The sequence below is a fragment of the Microbulbifer celer genome (assembly GCF_020991125.1).
GTDB classification, from domain to species: Bacteria; Pseudomonadota; Gammaproteobacteria; order Pseudomonadales; family Cellvibrionaceae; genus Microbulbifer; species Microbulbifer celer.
Genome location: NZ_CP087715.1, coordinates 3,371,115 through 3,386,749, shown reverse-complemented (window position 1 = coordinate 3,386,749; position 15,635 = coordinate 3,371,115). Strand labels below are relative to the sequence as shown.

The window sequence follows — 15,635 nt, the reverse complement described above, 5'->3', positions numbered from 1 at the left end:
GGCATAAAAAAGGGCGCCAGAAATTCTGTTCTGGCGCCCTTTGATAAAGCGCAAGCCAAGCCTGAGAAAATCGGCTGAAAGGCCGGGTTAAATGGCTGCCGGCCTGTTTCCCCGTCGTGGATCAGCCGTCGCTGGTTGCCGCGTTTACCTGGGTTGCGAGTGGTTTGCCATCGGCATCCAGCTCGGTGAGGTTTCCAATGCCGAGCTTTTCAACTCCGCCGGCGATCTTTTCCTTGTCCCCTACAATCACCCATACAAACCGATCCGGTTTGATGGTCTGCTTCGCCAGTTCGTGTACCTGTTGCAGGTCGATATTGCGGACTTCATCGGCGTAGCCATTCATATAATCGAGCGGCCGCTCGTAGGTTACCAGGCTCGACAGTGCGCCGGCGACGGCGTCGATGGTTTCGAAACGTCCGGGCAGCTCGTTGATGCGCTTGTCCTTCAGCTTCTGCAGCTCGCTCGCTTTTGCGGGGGCGCTGCCGATATAGCCTCGCAGCTCCTTCTGCAGTTCCGCCAGGGATTCGCTGGTTTTGTCGGTCTGCACCGGCGCATATACCAGCAGCGGTTGCTGGCCCTTGGCGCCAGTGAAGAAGGAGTAGGCGCCATAAGCCCAGTGCTTGTCTTCCCGCAGATTCATATTGATGCGCGCGGTGAAGGTGCCGCCGAGGATATCGTTCATCATATGCAGTGCTTCGCGCTCGGCAATCTTCTCCGAAGGTGCCAGCAGACCGCCGATGATGATGGATTGTTCGGCCCCGGGTTTATCAATCAGATAGACACTGGATTTCTCCGGCAGCGCCACCTCGGTCAGGTTTTTCACTGGCTTGGCGGCTTGTGGCGCGCGCCAGTCGGCGAAGTTCTTTTCCAGTTTTTCCATCAACTGCGGCATGGTGATATCACCAGCCACGATCAGGGTGGCGTTATCCGGGCGCAGCCAGGTCTGGTGGTAGTTCACCAGATCGTCACGGGTGAGAGAGGCGATGGAATCCTCGGTGCCGCTGCCGGTAAACGGAATACTGTAGGCGTGATCCGCCCCGTACAGCAGTGGCGGAATGTTGCGCAACGCCATCTGTACCGGTTTGGTTTTTTCCTGCTGAATGCCGGCGATCCAGCGGCTGCGTTTGCGCTCGATTTCCTCATCGGAGAACGCGGGGTTCAGTAACACGTCTGTAAACAGGTCGATGGAATCATCCAGATTACTGGTGAGGGCATTCAGGGAAACGCTGGCAGTATCCAGGCCCGCATCGGTATCGATACGCGCACCGAGCATTTCTTCGCGTGCAGCAATTTCCAGTGCACTCAGGTGGGTGGTGCCTTCTTTCATCATCGACATGGCATAACTGGAGGTACCCAGTTTTGCGCCCTGGTCGGCAGCGTAGCCGGCGTCGAATTTCATCTCCATGTTGACCACTGGCACCGAGTGGCGCTCAGCCAGAATCACCTTCAGGCCGTTGGGCATTTCCGCGGTCTGCACTTCCGGGAAGGGTACGGAAGGGAAGTCTCCCAGTTCCGGCAACTTGCTGCGGTCGGCACTGGCTTCGGCGGTTTTGTATTCGGGGAAGGGGTGTACTTCCAGAATATGGTCGCCACTGGAGAGCCACTCGTTCGCGGCAACTTTTACCTGATCGGGCGTCAACTGCTGCTTTTCAGTCAGGCTCTCCAGGTAGGCGTTGGGGTTGTCAAAGTAGAGTTCGCCTCGGGCGAGGATCACCCCTTTACCACTCCAGCCGCCCACCTGTTCCAGGTCGCGGGCGTAAGCAGCGTACTCGCTCATATTCACCCGGGCCAGTTCTTCTTTTGTTGGCCCCTCTTGCAGGAACTGCTGCAGTTCTTCATTGATCGCGGATTCAATTTCGGAAAGTTCCACGCCGGGTTTTGCATCGGCGATCACCTGGAACATGGAGGACAGCTCGAATTCATACAGGGCCACGTTTACGCTGGTGGCAATCTGGTCTTCATACACCAGCCGCTGATACAGGCGGGAGTTCTTGCCGTCACCGAGTACCGCGGCCGCGACGCTGATGGCCTCTTCATCGGCGTGACCGAGATTGGGGGTGTTGAATACCTTGTACAGGCGCGATTGGGCTACGCGGTCATACATGGTGTCGCGGGTGGACTGATCGCGCTTGGCGATCCAGGAGTCTTTTCTGGTCAGTGGTGGTCCGGCGGGAATATCGCCGAAATATTTACTGGCTTTTTCTTTGGCGGTGGCGACATCGATATCACCCGCCAACACCAGCACAGTATTTGCCGCGCCGTAATACTGCTTGAACCACTGGTGTACATCGTCCAGGCTCGCCGCATTCAGATCTTCCATGGAGCCGATGGTGCTCCAGGAGTAGGGGTGGCCGGAGGGGAATATGGCTGCCTGCAGTTTTTCCCATACCTTGCCGTAGGGCTGGTTTTGCCCCTGGCGTTTCTCGTTCTGTACCACCCCGCGCTGTTCGTCGAGTTTCTCCTGGGTGATCACACCCAGCAGGTGGCCCATGCGGTCGGATTCCATCCACAGTGCCATATCCAGCGCGTTGCTGGGGACGGTCTCAAAGTAGTTGGTGCGGTCGAGCCAGGTGGTGCCGTTCATGCCCGTGGCGCCCGCCTGCTCGAAGGGCTTGAAGTACTCATCATCGTAGTTTTCAGAGCCGTTGAACATCAGGTGTTCGAACAAATGCGCAAAGCCGGTGCGCCCCGGTTTTTCATCCTTGGAACCCACGTGGTACCAGACACCGACAGAGACGATGGGCGCCTTGCGATCCTCGTGCACAATTACTCGCAGGCCGTTGGGCAGGGTGAATTTTTCGTAATCGATACTGAGAGGTTCGGGGGCAGTGGTGGTGGAGGTGACGGTGGCGGAGGCTGTGGTTTGAGGTTCCGCGCTGGTCGCATTGCTACCGGTGTTACCGCCGTTGGAGGGATCGCCACAAGCGCTGATAGCGAGGGCCAGGGTCGCTGGCAGCCAGAGTCTGTTTACCATAACAGGTGTCCTTTTTATTGTTGGCTGTGCATTGCATTGTTTTAAGGCTCGCAACCGGTGAAGCGCTGAGCCTGTGGGCCGGGTCGGGGATCGTCCTGCGCGGCCGGGACATCGTTTATAGCGCTACGGATTCTGTTCTGCAATGGCGCCGGGCGTTAGCGCGCGGCGTTAAACGTCGTTTTCGTGCTTCAGCTGCACCTGCCAGTCCCCGTCCATATCCACACTAACCAGAACCTGAATCGGCCGGCAGCATACGGAGCAGTCCTCAATGTAGTGCCGGCTACCGGCGGAAGTATCGATCATCAACAGGATTGATTCCCCGCAGTAGGGGCATTGATCGCTGAACTCTTCCACGGTCTGCATATCCGCTCTCCAACTGATGAATGGACTTGATCCGGGGTTCCTAACCCTGCAAATGGGGCGCGGCCCAGGTCGCAAGGGTATTGGCGACATAGAGGGCATCTTCGCGCCGGGTCAACAGGTGATCGGCCGCGTCGAGGCTGATAAAGCTCTTCGGGTGCATCGCTCGGTTGTAGATGTCCGCTGCCTCATCAATAGAAACGGTGGCGTCTACCGGAGAATGGTAGATCAACAGCGGGCGGCCAAGCTCGTGGATGTAGCCTTCCCGGATAGATTCCACGTCCTCGATAAAGTGCTTGCGAATGATAAACGGGCGGCCCGACAGCGCCACTTCCGCCTGACCGTGTTCCCTGATGGCTTTAAGATCGCGGGAGAACTGCTTCAAGACATGTTGCGGATCTCTAGGTGCCGCGATGGTGACAATCGCCTTGGCTTCCGGAATATCCGCCGCTGCCGCCAGTACCGCAGCGCCTCCCAGGCTGTGGCCGATCAACAGGTCCGCCGGTCGATGGGTTTCGCGCAAGAATGCCGCAGCCGCTTTCAGGTCGTCCACATTGGTGGAGAAATTGGTCTCACTGAAGTCGCCCTCGCTGTCGCCGAGGCCGGTGAAATCGAAACGCAGGGTGGCAATACCCAGCTCCGCCAGCCGGCGGCAGATACGGGAGGCGGCAAGCACATCCTTGCCACAGGTGAAGCAGGGAGCGAACAGCGCGTAGCCTGCGGGCGAGCCGGTAGGGAATTCGAGAATGCCTGCGAGCTTTTCCCCCTGAAGGTTGGGGAAAGTGACCTTCTCGCGGCGCTTGCGCTGGGACATGGCGGTTCCTTTTAGCCGACAGCTCACTACTGATGCCAGTACGTGGAAGCGTAATGGTAGAGAGCAGCAATGGCGCGGGCAACGCGGCAGCGGTCACTTTTTTGCATTCTTGTAAAAATGACAGCGCTATCAGTGTGATATCCACACTGTGCGGTAATCCATTTACAAACCGCGTTGATATACTCCGCGCCGATAGTGCCGTGGCCCGGTGCCATCGTTCCGGTTGCCGCTGTGGGCAGGGGCGTTCGCTAGCGCTTATAATCCGCGCCCGCTCCCGGGGTGCTTACCGTACCGTGGGTAAGTGAGTATTCAGTAACCAGCAACAGAGGATTGGCTATGGCGGTTAAATTGATGAAGGACCAGGATCTGGCGGGCAAACGCGTTCTGATCCGCGAAGACCTGAACGTACCGGTAAAAGACGGTGCGGTAACCTCCGACGCGCGCATTCGCGCGGCACTCCCCACCATCAAGGCCGCTGTCGATGCCGGCGCGAAAGTGCTGCTGATGTCCCACCTGGGCCGCCCCACCGAAGGCGAGTACGCCGAAGAGTTCTCCATGGCACCGGTGGCCGCGCACCTGGGCAAGCTGCTGGGCAAAGAGGTACCGGTGGTCAAGGACTGGCAGGGCGGCGTGGATCTTGCAGACGGTGAGGTGGCGCTGCTGGAAAACGTGCGCTTCAACAAAGGTGAGAAGAAAGACGAAGAGGCCTTGGCCAAGCAGTACGCGGCCCTGTGCGACATCTTTGTGATGGACGCCTTCGGCACCGCGCACCGCGCCCAGGCCTCCACCCACGGCGTGGCCAAATTTGCCCCGGTGGCCTGTGCCGGCCCACTGCTGGCGGCAGAGCTGGACGCGCTGGAAAAAGCGCTTGCGAAGCCCGCGCGCCCGATGGTGGCCATCGTTGGCGGCTCCAAGGTCTCCACCAAGCTGACCGTGCTCGAGAGCCTGTCCGATAAGGTGGATCAGCTGATCGTCGGCGGCGGCATCGCCAATACCTTCCTCGCCGCGGCCGGCAAGCCGGTAGGCAAATCCCTGTGCGAGCACGATCTGGTGGACACCGCCAAGAACCTGATGGAGAAATGCGATATTCCACTGCCCACCGATGTGGTGACCGGCAAGGAGTTCAGCGAGTCCGCGGCGGCGGAAACCAAGCCCGCGGACGCTGTTGCCGAAGACGACATGATCTTCGATATCGGCCCGGACTCCTCCGCCGTACTGGCGGACATCCTCAAAAGTGCCAAGACCATCATCTGGAACGGCCCGGTAGGCGTGTTCGAGTTTGACCAGTTTGGCGGTGGAACCGAGCGCCTTTCCAAAGCGATTGCCGACAGTGACGCCTTCTCCATTGCCGGTGGTGGCGACACCCTGGCCGCGGTAGACAAGTACGGCATTGCCGAGCAAGTCTCCTATATTTCTACAGGGGGTGGTGCTTTCCTGGAATACGTGGAAGGCAAGGTGCTACCGGCGGTAGCGATGCTGGAAAGCCGCGCCAGCGAGTAAGGCTGAGCCTGAATTTACAGGCTGCCCCGGCGCTTGACGGCGCCGGGGCAGCCCATTCAGTTGTAGATGTACCCACTGGTTTAGAAGTACCCGAGTTAGAAGTACCCAATATTAAAAATAGATGCGACCGGAGCCCCGCTTCAGGAATCGCACGACAAGTAGTAATTACCAGCTAAATTTCGACGAGAAAGGTTTTTTTCATGGCTTTAATCAGCTTGCGCCAACTGTTGGACCACGCTGCCGAACACGATTACGGTGTGCCGGCGTTCAACGTCAACAACCTCGAGCAGATGCGTGCGATCATGGAGGCTGCCGACCAGACGGACTCCCCGGTGATCGTTCAGGCTTCTGCCGGTGCCCGCAAATACGCCGGCGCTCCCTTCCTGCGCCACCTGATTCTGGCCGCGGTGGAAGAGTTCCCGCATATCCCGGTCGTGATGCACCAGGACCACGGTACCAGCCCCGCGGTGTGCCAGCGCTCTATCCAGTTGGGCTTCAGCTCGGTGATGATGGACGGCTCCCTGCAGGAAGACGGCAAGACCCCGGCGTCTTACGAGTACAACGTGGATGTCACCCAGCGCGCAGTGGCCATGGCCCACGCCTGCGGTGTCTCCGTCGAGGGGGAACTCGGTTGCCTGGGTTCCCTGGAAACCGGCATGGCCGGCGAGGAAGACGGTGTCGGTGCCGAGGGCAAACTGTCCCACGACCAGCTGCTGACCGATCCAGAAGAGGCGGCAGACTTCGTCAAGAAAACCCAGGTGGATGCGCTGGCGATTGCCTGCGGTACCAGCCACGGTGCTTACAAGTTCACCCGTCCCCCCACCGGCGACATCCTTGCCATCGATCGCATCAAGGAAATCCACGCGCGCATTCCGGATACCCATCTGGTGATGCACGGTTCCTCTTCTGTACCTCAGGAATGGCTGAAGATCATCAACGAGTTCGGCGGTGAGATTCCAGAAACCTACGGGGTGCCGGTTGAGCAGATCTGCGAGGGTATCAAGTACGGTGTGCGCAAGGTGAATATCGATACCGACCTGCGCCTGGCCTCTACCGGTGCGGTGCGTCGTTTCCTGGCCGAGAACCCGTCCGAGTTCGACCCGCGCAAATTCCTCAAGGCCACCACCCAGGCCATGAAGGATATCTGTATTGCCCGCTACGAGGCATTCAACACCGCCGGCAATGCCAGCAAGATCAAGCCGATCAGCCTGGAGAGCATGTACCAGCGCTACGAGAAAGGCGAACTGGTGCCGAAGATCAACTGATCTTTTTAATCGTCAGTCGTAGCCAGTGATGAAACGGGCGGACCGCGAGTGAATAAGCTCTGGTTCGCCCTTTTTCGTTTTAAAATGCAGTACCATTAAGTCATGGATCTGCTGAAAGACTTCAATGCCGTCGACCCCAGCCCGGTTATCCGCCGACCGGATTATTCTGTCCTGCGCCAGCAACTGCCGGAGCTGGACTTCGCCTGTGATCGGGATCTCCCGCTATCTGTTACCTCCTACCGGGATTACTACCGTCTCAATTTTGACGAGGCCAGTAGCACCGGGATCGGCACCTTCAGCGCTACAGGTTTTGACCTGGTTGCCCAGTACTGGCTGGTCAACAAGCCCAAGGGCACACTGTTTATCTGTCATGGTTATTTTGACCACACCGGTATTTACGGGGCTGCCATCCGTCTGGGGCTCGAGCGGGGATTCAATGTGGTGGTGATGGATTTTCCCGGTCACGGCCTTTCCAGTGGTGAACCGGTGGCTATCGACACCTTCCTGCAGTATCGGGAAACTTTGGAGGCGTTACTGCGCAGAGCGAAGGGAAAAATGCCGGAACCCTGGCACGGACTCGGGCAGAGTACCGGTGGAGCGACGCTACTCAGCTACCTGCAATTCAGTCGCTGGCAGCCGTTTGACAAAGTCATGCTGCTGGCGCCACTGGTACGTCCGGCACGCTGGCATTTGCGCAAGTGGATGTTCTACTTCGGGCGCTTCCTGATGCCGCACCCCAGCCGTGGTTTCAATATCAATACCCACGATGCCGAGTTTTCCCGTCGCCAGGCCCACCGGGACCCATTGCAGTCCCCGGTGATGTCGATTCGCTGGCTGGGGGCGATGGTGGACTGGTTAAAAGTCTTCCCCAAAACCCCGCGCAACCGAAAACCGATTCTGGTGATTCAGGGCACCGACGATGGCACCGTGGACTGGCGCTACAACATGCGCGTCATCCGCGATCGCTTTCCCAACAGCAAGCGTGTAATTGTACGCGGCGCCCGCCATCAGATGATCAACGAGACCCAGCCCTACCGCCAGCAGATTGTGCAGGCGCTGGATGAGTGGTTAGCCCGCTGATTTTCGGGTTACAAACCCCACCTGATATCCGAAAGGCCGGCCTATTTTGTTGAGCGTCTCGAGGGTGGGGTTGCCGGTGTCCTTTTCTATTTCAGCCAGAATGCGTGGTGAAATACCGACAATTTTCCGCGCGTACTCTTTCTGGCTCATGCCGGTTATCTTGCGCATCCGTCGCACGGCGTCGCCCAGTGTCACTGTACCTTGCGCCAATTCTTCCCGGAGCCGCTGTTTCTCTTCTCGGGCCTGCTCTGCGGTCATTTTCATTGCGCGTCGCTCAGGGATTCCAGTTGATCAGCGTTGGCCGAAATTGCCGGCAATTGGTGTTCGATAATATTGTCGTCGACACCGGCTTTATGGGCGATATCTGGTAATTGTCGCAGCCGTGTACCGAATGTACGCAGCCTGGCAGCCCCATCGGGCAGCTGCTCGCGATAGCGCTCCAGTACCTTTCCCCACTCGGGTCTTCCGGCTGTTTCTGCGTCGCCTTCCCAGCGGCATACCCGCGCGATGCCTTCTGGATCCAGATACATAGGAGCGAAGTCGAACAGCGGGGTGAGAGTGACATCGCCGTTCTCAAAACGATACACCGCTGTGTTGCGCGCGTGATTGTCTTTGTTGCCGAGCGCCAGGTTCAGAATATCCCGCTGGATATATTCGAGCAGGTCGGCCCCGGGTTGGGAGGAGTATCGGATCAGGGCGCGGCATAGTGTGTCGTGGGAGATCGGCTTGCCAAACTCAGCCACACCCGCGAGGGAGCAAAGGCTTTCCATTCCCAGGCGGTCAACAGATTTACCCTTCTGCACACGGCGGTCAAAACGCGGAATAAACAGGGAATCGTTGTCCCACTCCAGTTCCGCAAATACCCTCAGTCCCATTTTCCGGGCGACCCGCATATAGGCCGCTTCATTGCGCAGAATATTGCGGTCAGCGGCGGCGCGGCCGCGGGGACGTTTCAGGATCCAGAAGGCGGATACACGATCGTCCGGCAGAACCCCTTCGGCGTGCCAGCGCCCCTCAAGATCCTGTACCAGCAACAGCTTCGGGGCGATGCCCTGTACATCGGAGGCACCAGCGGCATAAATGCCATGTTGGAATGCGTATTCTACAAAGTGCTCCCGCCGGTTTAATACATCTTCCAGATTGAAACCGGGGTGGTCTGCCATGGGCACCAGTGCGCCGTTGGCGGTCGGAACCGGTGTGGAAAGGTCTTTGGCGGCCACGGCTTCAGCGATACGAAGATTGCCCGGTGGAAAGGCGGCACCGCGCAGGAGCAGCGGCCAGTCCGCAGACGGCGTGTCCCTTAGTCTGAGAAGCTCGAGCCATTGTTGTCGCCCGAAACCGTTGGGAAGCATATCCAGAACAAAAGCCGGCCAGTGGGGGACTTCGTGCTGGGTAAAGTCTACCGGGTAGCGGCAGCTCAGGCCGGCCGCCCGTGTGGTATCCGGGCCAGCGTATTCCGCGGCGTACTCAAGCGCATATTCCAGGCGGCTGGGGCTGCGGTAACCGAGCTGGGGCTTTAGCGGGCAAAGTATCCCCGCGGGCTGCCAGCGGCCGCTTTGGAATATCTCAATGGTTGCCTGTTCGGGAAACATTGCTACTCCGGCAGACCACTAAAGTGGTCTAAAATTGTGAGTATCAGTTTTACTGGACCATTATAATGGTCTTCCGGGAGAGCGGCGTCAAATTATGGTTCACTTTAGTGGTTCAGGGACTTGGGCGCGCCTGAGTCGGTATTCTGGCCGGGCAAGCCTTTCAGATTGCTTTTTTACGCAGTGCACGGCGTTTGCGCCGTTGCCCCAGTGCGTCCGCGGAATAGAAGGCCAGGGCAATCCACACCAGGGCAAAGGTCACCAGCTTGCCGGTATCAAACGGTTCCCGGTAATACAGGGTGGCGAGCAGAAACATGAGCGTGGGGCCGAGATACTGCAGAAACCCGATGGTGGACAGATTGAGCCGGCGCGCGGCGATATTGAACAGCAGCAGTGGGGTCAGGGTTATGGGGCCTGCCAGCACCAGCAGGGTATTCAGATCCCAGCTGTTATTGAACAGATTGCTGGTGGGGCTTGTAGTCCAGAACAGAAAACCCAGGGCAACCGGCAGCATATACAGGGTCTCTACTGCGAGCCCGGTAAGGCTGTCCACTGGTGCCTGTTTGCGCACCAGGCCATAAAATCCAAAAGTCACCGCCAGAAACAGCGCGATCAAAGGCAGCTTGCCGAACTGCCACAATTCATAGGCAATCCCCAATGCTGCCAGCGCTACCGCAATCCACTGCATCGGCCGCAACCTTTCCCCGAGTACCACTACACCCAGCAGCACGCTGATCAGCGGGTTGATGTAATAGCCGAGGCTGGCATCCAGCAGATGCTGGTTGGTGATGGACCAGATAAACACCAGCCAGTTACTGCCGATCAGTACCGTGGACAACAGCAGAGTCAGCATCTTTTGACGCGAGCACAGGGTGGCGCGCAGATCCGGCAGTTTGCCGATCATTGCCAGCAGAATCAGCGCCAGAATAAATGACCAAACACTGCGGTGGCTGAGAATTTCCGGTGCGGAAATGCCGTCGAGCAGATTGAAATACAGCGGCGCGAATCCCCAGATCAGGAAGGCGCCGATACCTGCCAGCAGGCCTGCGGCAGCGGAGTCGGAATTCGGGTTTTGCACTTGGAGCAGCCTTGGCCCGGTACCGATCAGTTGCACATTACGCGCGGAAGTGGGCCGAAAATTGGAAAGAAACGGAAAAAAGAAAACCCGGGCGGCACTGTTGGGTAAACGTGCCGCCCGGGTTTGGGGAAGTCTAACAGACTGCTATGGGCTTGGGAAAACTCAGAACAGCACGCGACAGCGCAGGGTGCCGGGAATATTCTTGAGTTTTTCCAGCGCCAGGTCCGAGTATTCCGCATCCACGTCGATCACCACATAACCCACAGTCTCGTTGGTCTGCAGGAACTGGGCGGAGATGTTGATGCCGTTGTCGGAGAACACCTGGTTGATCGCGCCCAGTACGCCGGGTACGTTCTTGTGGATATGCAGCAGGCGGTGCGCGCCGGCATGGCTGGGCAGTGCCACTTCCGGGAAGTTTACCGAGCTGGTGGTGGTACCGTTGTCGGAGTAGAGCGCCAGTTTGTCGGACACCTCCACGCCGATATTTTCCTGGGCCTCTACGGTGGAACCACCGACATGCGGTGTCAGCAGGGCGTTGTCCAGTCCGCGCAGCGGAGAGACAAACTCGTCGTCGTTACCGCGGGGTTCCACCGGGAATACATCGATGGCGGTTGCCGCCAGGTGACCGCTCTTCAGCGCTTCCGCCAACGGCTCGATTTCCACCACGGTACCGCGGGAGGCATTCAGCAGGATGGCACCTTTCTTCATCTTCGCGATCTGCTCGGCACCGATCATCCATTTGGTGGAAGGCAGTTCCGGTACGTGCAGGGACACCACATCGGACTGCGCCAGCAGTTCGTCCATGCTGTTGACCTGGGACGCGTTGCCCAGTGGCAGCTTGGTCACCACATCGTAAAAGATCACCCGCATGCCGATGCCTTCCGCCAGTACGGAAGTCTGCGAGCCGATGGCGCCGTAGCCGATAATGCCGAGGGTCTTGCCGCGGGCTTCATAGGAGCCCACCGCAGACTTTTGCCAGCCGCCGCGGTGGCAGACCATGTTCTTTTCCGGGATACCGCGCAGCAACATGATCGCCTCGGCAATCACCAGCTCGGCTACGCTACGGGTATTGGAGTAGGGTGCGTTGAAGACCGCGATCCCCTGTTCGGTAGCCGCCTGCAGGTCCACCTGGTTGGTGCCGATACAGAAGCACCCCACAGCGATCAGCTTGTTCGCGCTTTCCAGCACCTTGCGGGTAAGCTGGGTGCGGGAGCGGATGCCGACAAAGTGCGCGTCGGCAATCTTCTCAATCAGCTGGTCTTCCGGCAGTGCGGTTTTAATGTATTCCACATTGGTGTAACCACGGGAAGACAGCAGATCCACCGCGGACTGGTGAACGCCTTCCAGTAGCAGAATACGGATTTTGTCTTTCTGAAGAGACTCTTTGGGATAAGAACTGGGGGGAGCCATATCGGATCTCTTGGCCGTGCGCGATGACAAACTGGTGTGGCATCGCGGCTGATTAGCGAAAAAGGGCGAAATCAATTGGAGATCGCCGGGAACCGGCGAGGGCGGCATCATACCACAAGGGCTTTACAAAGCTTTATACGCAATATCTATCCTAGCTATCGAATTTGGTTATGTATAAGCATCAGTTTACCTGTGATTCGTCCGTCAACTTGCCCCTGGGCAAGATAGTCTGCGTCGGACGTAACTACGCGGCCCACGCAGCGGAACTCGACAACCCCGTTCCGGAGGAGCCGCTGCTGTTTATCAAGCCGGCGACGGCGGCGGTATCCATGGCGGAACCGATCCACCTGCCGCGGGGGCGGGGCAGCTGCCACTTTGAGGGCGAGCTGGCGCTGCTGATCGGTGAACCGTTGACGGATGCCAACGGCACAGAGGTACCGCAGGCGGTGGCGGGGCTCGGCCTGGCACTGGATCTGACCCTGCGGGACTTACAGAAGGCGCTGAAACAGCAGGGTCAGCCGTGGGAGAAGGCCAAGGGGTTCGACGGTGCCTGCCCGCTGTCTCCATTCGTGAAGCTGGACTGGGCACCGGACTGGGACAACCTGACCTATACCCTGTGGCTGAACGGCGAGATCCGCCAGCGGGGCAAGTCCAGTCATATGCTGACGCCGGTGCTGGATCTGGTGGCTTATATCAGCAGTCATTTCACCCTGTTGCCGGGGGATGTGGTGCTCACCGGCACGCCGGCCGGGGTGGGTGAATTGTCGGTGGGGGACAAGGTGGCGATGGAGCTGGAGGAAGACTGGTTGCGGGTGGAAACCTCGGTAGTTTGAAAGAGGGAACGCGTTGGCCCACCAGGCCCTCCCTTCAAGGGCGACGATAACTGAATATCGGGAACTGCGGTGTAAACCCCAGTTGCCGATATAGCCCCTCGCCCATTTCTGACGCCTGCAGGGTTACCCGGCCCGCGCCGGATTGCTGGCAGCGCGCTAACAGCGCCTGCATGAGCTCGCGCGCGATGCCCCGCCCGCGGAAGCGCTCGGGGACGCCCACCTGATGGACGCCAGTCACCTCGCCAGTACGGAAAAGCAGAGCCGTCGCCACCGCCACCCCGTCGATTTCAGCCAGCCATAGGCGGGTATCTTGGTGAGCGGCCAGCCCGGCAATTACCGCCGTATCGATGCGGTAGCCGAAGGCTTCACTGCACACGGTCACCCAGGTCTGCACTTCCCCGGCGAACTGCACCGGGCGCAGTTGCAGCGCTGGGTTGTTGGAGGTCGGGCGCCAGTCAGCCAGTGTCAGGTACATGGCCTGCTGATTCAGGCAACGCTCGAAACCCGTAGCGCTCAAGGCTGCCTGCAGATCACGGTTCTCACCCCACACCGGCACCATTGCCGTTGCTGGCAGGTCGCCCAGGATAGAGCGCAGCTCGCGGTTGTCGGGCAGGGGTGTGTCAGTCTCAAACCAGTGTCGGAATGGCCAGCGACTGCTACCGTAGAGCGTTGCCGATTCTGTGCCGTGTTCTACGTGTTCTACGTGTTCTACGTGTTCTACGTGTTCTAAAGGTGCGGCGCCTGCGGCGCGCCACAGTGCGGTGAGGTTGTGGATATTGGCTTTCGCCCAGTACTTATCTTTGTTCACGGTCACTCCCAGTTAATCAACGCAATACCTGCCAGCAGCGCGGCAATCCCCAGGCCTCGTACCACGGAGATGGGCTTGACGGGCAGGTCGAACCAGCCGAAGTGGCTGCAAATCACGGCAACCAGTATCTGGCCGCTCAGTGCGAAAGACATCATGCTGCCAACCCCCATGCGGGGAATCAGGAAATAAAATAGCCCTACCCCAAAGGCACTGAACAGGCCTCCCAGCCACAGATACCAGGGCACGGCCTGGATGGTGGCAAGGTTGGGGTACTGACGCACCGAGACCACAATGGCGAGGGCCGATACCGCCCAGCTGACCGCGAACGCGACGGCGGTGCCGAGCAGGGCGCTGCGTAGCTGTACCCCGAGCTGGGCATTGATACTGGCTTGTAGCGCAATGGCAGCCCCCGCGATCAGGGCCAGCGTCGCCCAGGTAAGCATTCACACCACCTGCACAAATGCGTCTGTCGGCAGGCGCACCTTGGCGTGTAATGCGGTGTCATCCTCGGGGTGGCGGCGTCCCAGTGCGCACAGGGCGGTTGCGCTCAGCCCCTGCGCGTTCAATCCCAGAACCTGATCGACCCCTGCCGCGTCGAACCCGGTCATTGGACAGCTGTCGATATGCATACCCGCCGCCGCGGCCAGCAGGGTTCCCAGGGCGATGAATACCTGTTCCCGCGCCCAGTGCGCCCGCTCCGCAGGTGTCATACCCGCGAGCACGGATTGCATATGTCGCGTGATACCGGTGCGCACGTCTGACGTGAGGGCGCGGGCCGCCGCCAGCAGTGACATATAGCGCGCTACCGTGTGGTCGCCTGGCTCGGTCTCCGCGGCCAAGACCAGCAGGTGTGAGCAGTACACAATCTTGTCCTGCCCCTTCGCGTGGGGGAGCAGGCGCTCGCGGATCTCGCGGGTGTCGACCTGGAGCACGCGGTACGGCTGTAAGCCGTAGGCCGAGGCACTGAGCCGGGTGGCTTCAATAAGGGCTTCTACGTCGTTCGCTGGCAGTTGCTCGTCGCTGAATCGGTGTACCGCGTAGCGCCATTGCAACGCGGACAAGATCGGTAATGCGGACAAAAACGGCTGTCTGGACAATGTTGACTGTGTTGCTGGCTGCGCGGATAACTTCTGCATCGCTCTCTCCTGAATCTGGCCATTGCACGGGAAGTCAGTCGCATCCCGAGTCGCAGTGCAGTCTATGCGGGCAGCAGGGGTGGGGCATTTACATAGGTTGATCGATCGGCAGGTTTTTCCGGATCCGGCTGAGCTGGGTGGGGGTAATTCCGAGGTGGGAGGCGATATGGTATTGAGGCAGGCGCTGGGCCAGGCGGGGGAAGTCCTCCAGGAAGCGCCGATAGCGGACACTGGCCTCATCCTGAACCAGTGCCACTTCCCGCGGCTCCTTGTCCATCAGCCAGTGCCGTTCGAGATAGTGGATGTGGAAGTTCTTCAGGTCGTCGTGCATCTCCAGTAAACGACGGTATCCGGCGTGGTCGATCTCGATGATGGCGGCGTCCTCCAGAGCCTCGATGGTGAAGCGCGAAGGCTCCCGCCGCAGCAGTGCGGTCATGGAGCCGGGAAAGCGGCCTTCGGCAAAGAAGTTTTTGTTGTACTCGGCGCCCTTGTCATCCAGCACATAGACCCGGAATAGACCCTGATAGACGTAGGCAAAAGCGTGCGGTACCTCCCCGGCGGGATACAGCACCGCGCCTTTGCTGATCTGGCGCCAGGTACAGATGCTGCGGTAGGCGCTCCAGGTTGCGTCGCTGAGCGGGTAATAACCTTCCAGTGTATTGCGTAGCGCGATATAGGCGGCTTTTTGCCGGGAAAGGGAGAGGCGGTGTGTGGGTGGCATGACATTCCTTGTGTGAGCTGCGAATCCCGGGGGCGGGGACTTGCGGGGCAGGATTATAATTAGGCTT

15 protein-coding genes are annotated in these 15,635 nt (G+C 59.2%); 4 read left to right on the top strand and 11 right to left on the bottom strand.

The window, feature by feature from the left end:
• Positions 1-121 precede the first annotated feature (121 nt).
• The 3 genes from LPW13_RS14045 to LPW13_RS14035 all read right to left on the bottom strand — a co-directional run bounded on the left by LPW13_RS14045 (position 122) and on the right by LPW13_RS14035 (position 4,148).
• Positions 122-2,974, bottom strand: coding sequence for a M16 family metallopeptidase (locus LPW13_RS14045; protein WP_230436307.1), 2,853 nt, complete (start codon positions 2,972-2,974; stop codon positions 122-124).
• Between the two features lie 168 nt (positions 2,975-3,142).
• Entirely contained in the window at positions 3,143-3,337 is a 195-nt protein-coding gene (locus tag LPW13_RS14040; RefSeq protein ID WP_230436305.1) for a CPXCG motif-containing cysteine-rich protein, read from the bottom strand.
• 40 nt (positions 3,338-3,377) lie between these two features.
• Positions 3,378-4,148 carry an alpha/beta hydrolase gene (locus LPW13_RS14035; RefSeq protein ID WP_230436304.1) on the bottom strand — a complete coding sequence of 257 codons (771 nt, stop codon included), beginning with the start codon at positions 4,146-4,148 and terminating at the stop codon, positions 3,378-3,380.
• Positions 4,149-4,484: 336 nt separating this feature from the next.
• Between LPW13_RS14035 and LPW13_RS14030 the strand changes: the two genes are divergently transcribed.
• The 3 genes from LPW13_RS14030 (at position 4,485) to LPW13_RS14020 (ending at position 7,993) form a co-directional block, all read left to right on the top strand.
• Positions 4,485-5,648, top strand: coding sequence for a phosphoglycerate kinase (locus LPW13_RS14030; protein ID WP_230436302.1), 1,164 nt, complete (start codon positions 4,485-4,487; stop codon positions 5,646-5,648).
• A gap of 200 nt (positions 5,649-5,848) precedes the next feature.
• On the top strand, positions 5,849-6,913 hold the full coding sequence (gene fba / locus LPW13_RS14025; RefSeq protein WP_230436300.1) for a class II fructose-bisphosphate aldolase: 1,065 nt from the start codon (positions 5,849-5,851) through the stop codon (positions 6,911-6,913).
• A gap of 102 nt (positions 6,914-7,015) precedes the next feature.
• Complete coding sequence (locus LPW13_RS14020; RefSeq protein WP_230436298.1) at positions 7,016-7,993, top strand: alpha/beta hydrolase; 978 nt, start codon at positions 7,016-7,018, stop codon at positions 7,991-7,993.
• Here the strand turns inward: LPW13_RS14020 and LPW13_RS14015 are convergent.
• The 4 genes from LPW13_RS14015 to serA form a co-directional block, all read right to left on the bottom strand.
• Positions 7,982-8,251 carry a helix-turn-helix domain-containing protein gene (locus LPW13_RS14015; RefSeq protein WP_230436297.1) on the bottom strand — a complete coding sequence of 90 codons (270 nt, stop codon included), beginning with the start codon at positions 8,249-8,251 and terminating at the stop codon, positions 7,982-7,984. The genes LPW13_RS14020 and LPW13_RS14015 overlap by 12 nt on opposite strands.
• A gap of 2 nt (positions 8,252-8,253) precedes the next feature.
• Positions 8,254-9,585 (bottom strand): type II toxin-antitoxin system HipA family toxin, encoded by a 1,332-nt coding sequence (locus LPW13_RS14010; protein ID WP_230436295.1) that lies wholly within the window; start codon positions 9,583-9,585, stop codon positions 8,254-8,256.
• A 160-nt stretch (positions 9,586-9,745) separates the two neighbouring features.
• Positions 9,746-10,660 (bottom strand): EamA family transporter RarD, encoded by a 915-nt coding sequence (gene rarD / locus LPW13_RS14005; RefSeq protein ID WP_230436293.1) that lies wholly within the window; start codon positions 10,658-10,660, stop codon positions 9,746-9,748.
• Between the two features lie 162 nt (positions 10,661-10,822).
• Complete coding sequence (serA, locus tag LPW13_RS14000) at positions 10,823-12,070, bottom strand: phosphoglycerate dehydrogenase (protein ID WP_230436291.1); 1,248 nt, start codon at positions 12,068-12,070, stop codon at positions 10,823-10,825.
• 170 nt (positions 12,071-12,240) lie between these two features.
• Here serA and LPW13_RS13995 point away from each other — a divergent pair, with 170 nt between their 5' ends.
• Positions 12,241-12,903 (top strand): fumarylacetoacetate hydrolase family protein, encoded by a 663-nt coding sequence (locus LPW13_RS13995; RefSeq protein ID WP_230436290.1) that lies wholly within the window; start codon positions 12,241-12,243, stop codon positions 12,901-12,903.
• Positions 12,904-12,937: 34 nt separating this feature from the next.
• Here LPW13_RS13995 and LPW13_RS13990 read toward each other — a convergent pair whose 3' ends face one another.
• From LPW13_RS13990 to LPW13_RS13975, 4 genes are all read right to left on the bottom strand, one after another.
• Positions 12,938-13,711 (bottom strand): GNAT family N-acetyltransferase, encoded by a 774-nt coding sequence (locus LPW13_RS13990; RefSeq protein WP_230436288.1) that lies wholly within the window; start codon positions 13,709-13,711, stop codon positions 12,938-12,940.
• A gap of 2 nt (positions 13,712-13,713) precedes the next feature.
• Positions 13,714-14,154, bottom strand: a complete 441-nt coding sequence (locus LPW13_RS13985; RefSeq protein ID WP_230436286.1) for a DMT family transporter — start codon at positions 14,152-14,154, stop codon at positions 13,714-13,716.
• On the bottom strand, positions 14,155-14,847 hold the full coding sequence (locus tag LPW13_RS13980) for a nitroreductase family protein (RefSeq protein ID WP_230436284.1): 693 nt from the start codon (positions 14,845-14,847) through the stop codon (positions 14,155-14,157).
• 88 nt (positions 14,848-14,935) lie between these two features.
• Positions 14,936-15,568: a Crp/Fnr family transcriptional regulator gene (locus LPW13_RS13975; RefSeq protein WP_230436283.1), complete on the bottom strand. Its 633-nt coding sequence runs from the start codon at positions 15,566-15,568 to the stop codon at positions 14,936-14,938.
• Positions 15,569-15,635: the final 67 nt, after the last annotated feature.

Bases quoted from the DNA above. Each gene is read 5' to 3' on its own strand.
- LPW13_RS14045 (WP_230436307.1), bottom strand. From the start codon at position 2,974: ATGGTAAACAGACTCTGGCTGCCAGCGACCCTGGCCCTCGCTATCAGC.
- LPW13_RS14040 (WP_230436305.1), bottom strand. From the start codon at position 3,337: ATGCAGACCGTGGAAGAGTTCAGCGATCAATGCCCCTACTGCGGGGAA.
- LPW13_RS14035 (WP_230436304.1), bottom strand. From the start codon at position 4,148: ATGTCCCAGCGCAAGCGCCGCGAGAAGGTCACTTTCCCCAACCTTCAG.
- LPW13_RS14030 (WP_230436302.1), top strand. From the start codon at position 4,485: ATGGCGGTTAAATTGATGAAGGACCAGGATCTGGCGGGCAAACGCGTT.
- fba (WP_230436300.1), top strand. From the start codon at position 5,849: ATGGCTTTAATCAGCTTGCGCCAACTGTTGGACCACGCTGCCGAACAC.
- LPW13_RS14020 (WP_230436298.1), top strand. From the start codon at position 7,016: ATGGATCTGCTGAAAGACTTCAATGCCGTCGACCCCAGCCCGGTTATC.
- LPW13_RS14015 (WP_230436297.1), bottom strand. From the start codon at position 8,251: ATGACCGCAGAGCAGGCCCGAGAAGAGAAACAGCGGCTCCGGGAAGAA.
- LPW13_RS14010 (WP_230436295.1), bottom strand. From the start codon at position 9,585: ATGTTTCCCGAACAGGCAACCATTGAGATATTCCAAAGCGGCCGCTGG.
- serA (WP_230436291.1), bottom strand. From the start codon at position 12,070: ATGGCTCCCCCCAGTTCTTATCCCAAAGAGTCTCTTCAGAAAGACAAA.
- LPW13_RS13995 (WP_230436290.1), top strand. From the start codon at position 12,241: ATGTATAAGCATCAGTTTACCTGTGATTCGTCCGTCAACTTGCCCCTG.
- LPW13_RS13985 (WP_230436286.1), bottom strand. From the start codon at position 14,154: ATGCTTACCTGGGCGACGCTGGCCCTGATCGCGGGGGCTGCCATTGCG.
- LPW13_RS13980 (WP_230436284.1), bottom strand. From the start codon at position 14,847: ATGCAGAAGTTATCCGCGCAGCCAGCAACACAGTCAACATTGTCCAGA.
- LPW13_RS13975 (WP_230436283.1), bottom strand. From the start codon at position 15,568: ATGCCACCCACACACCGCCTCTCCCTTTCCCGGCAAAAAGCCGCCTAT.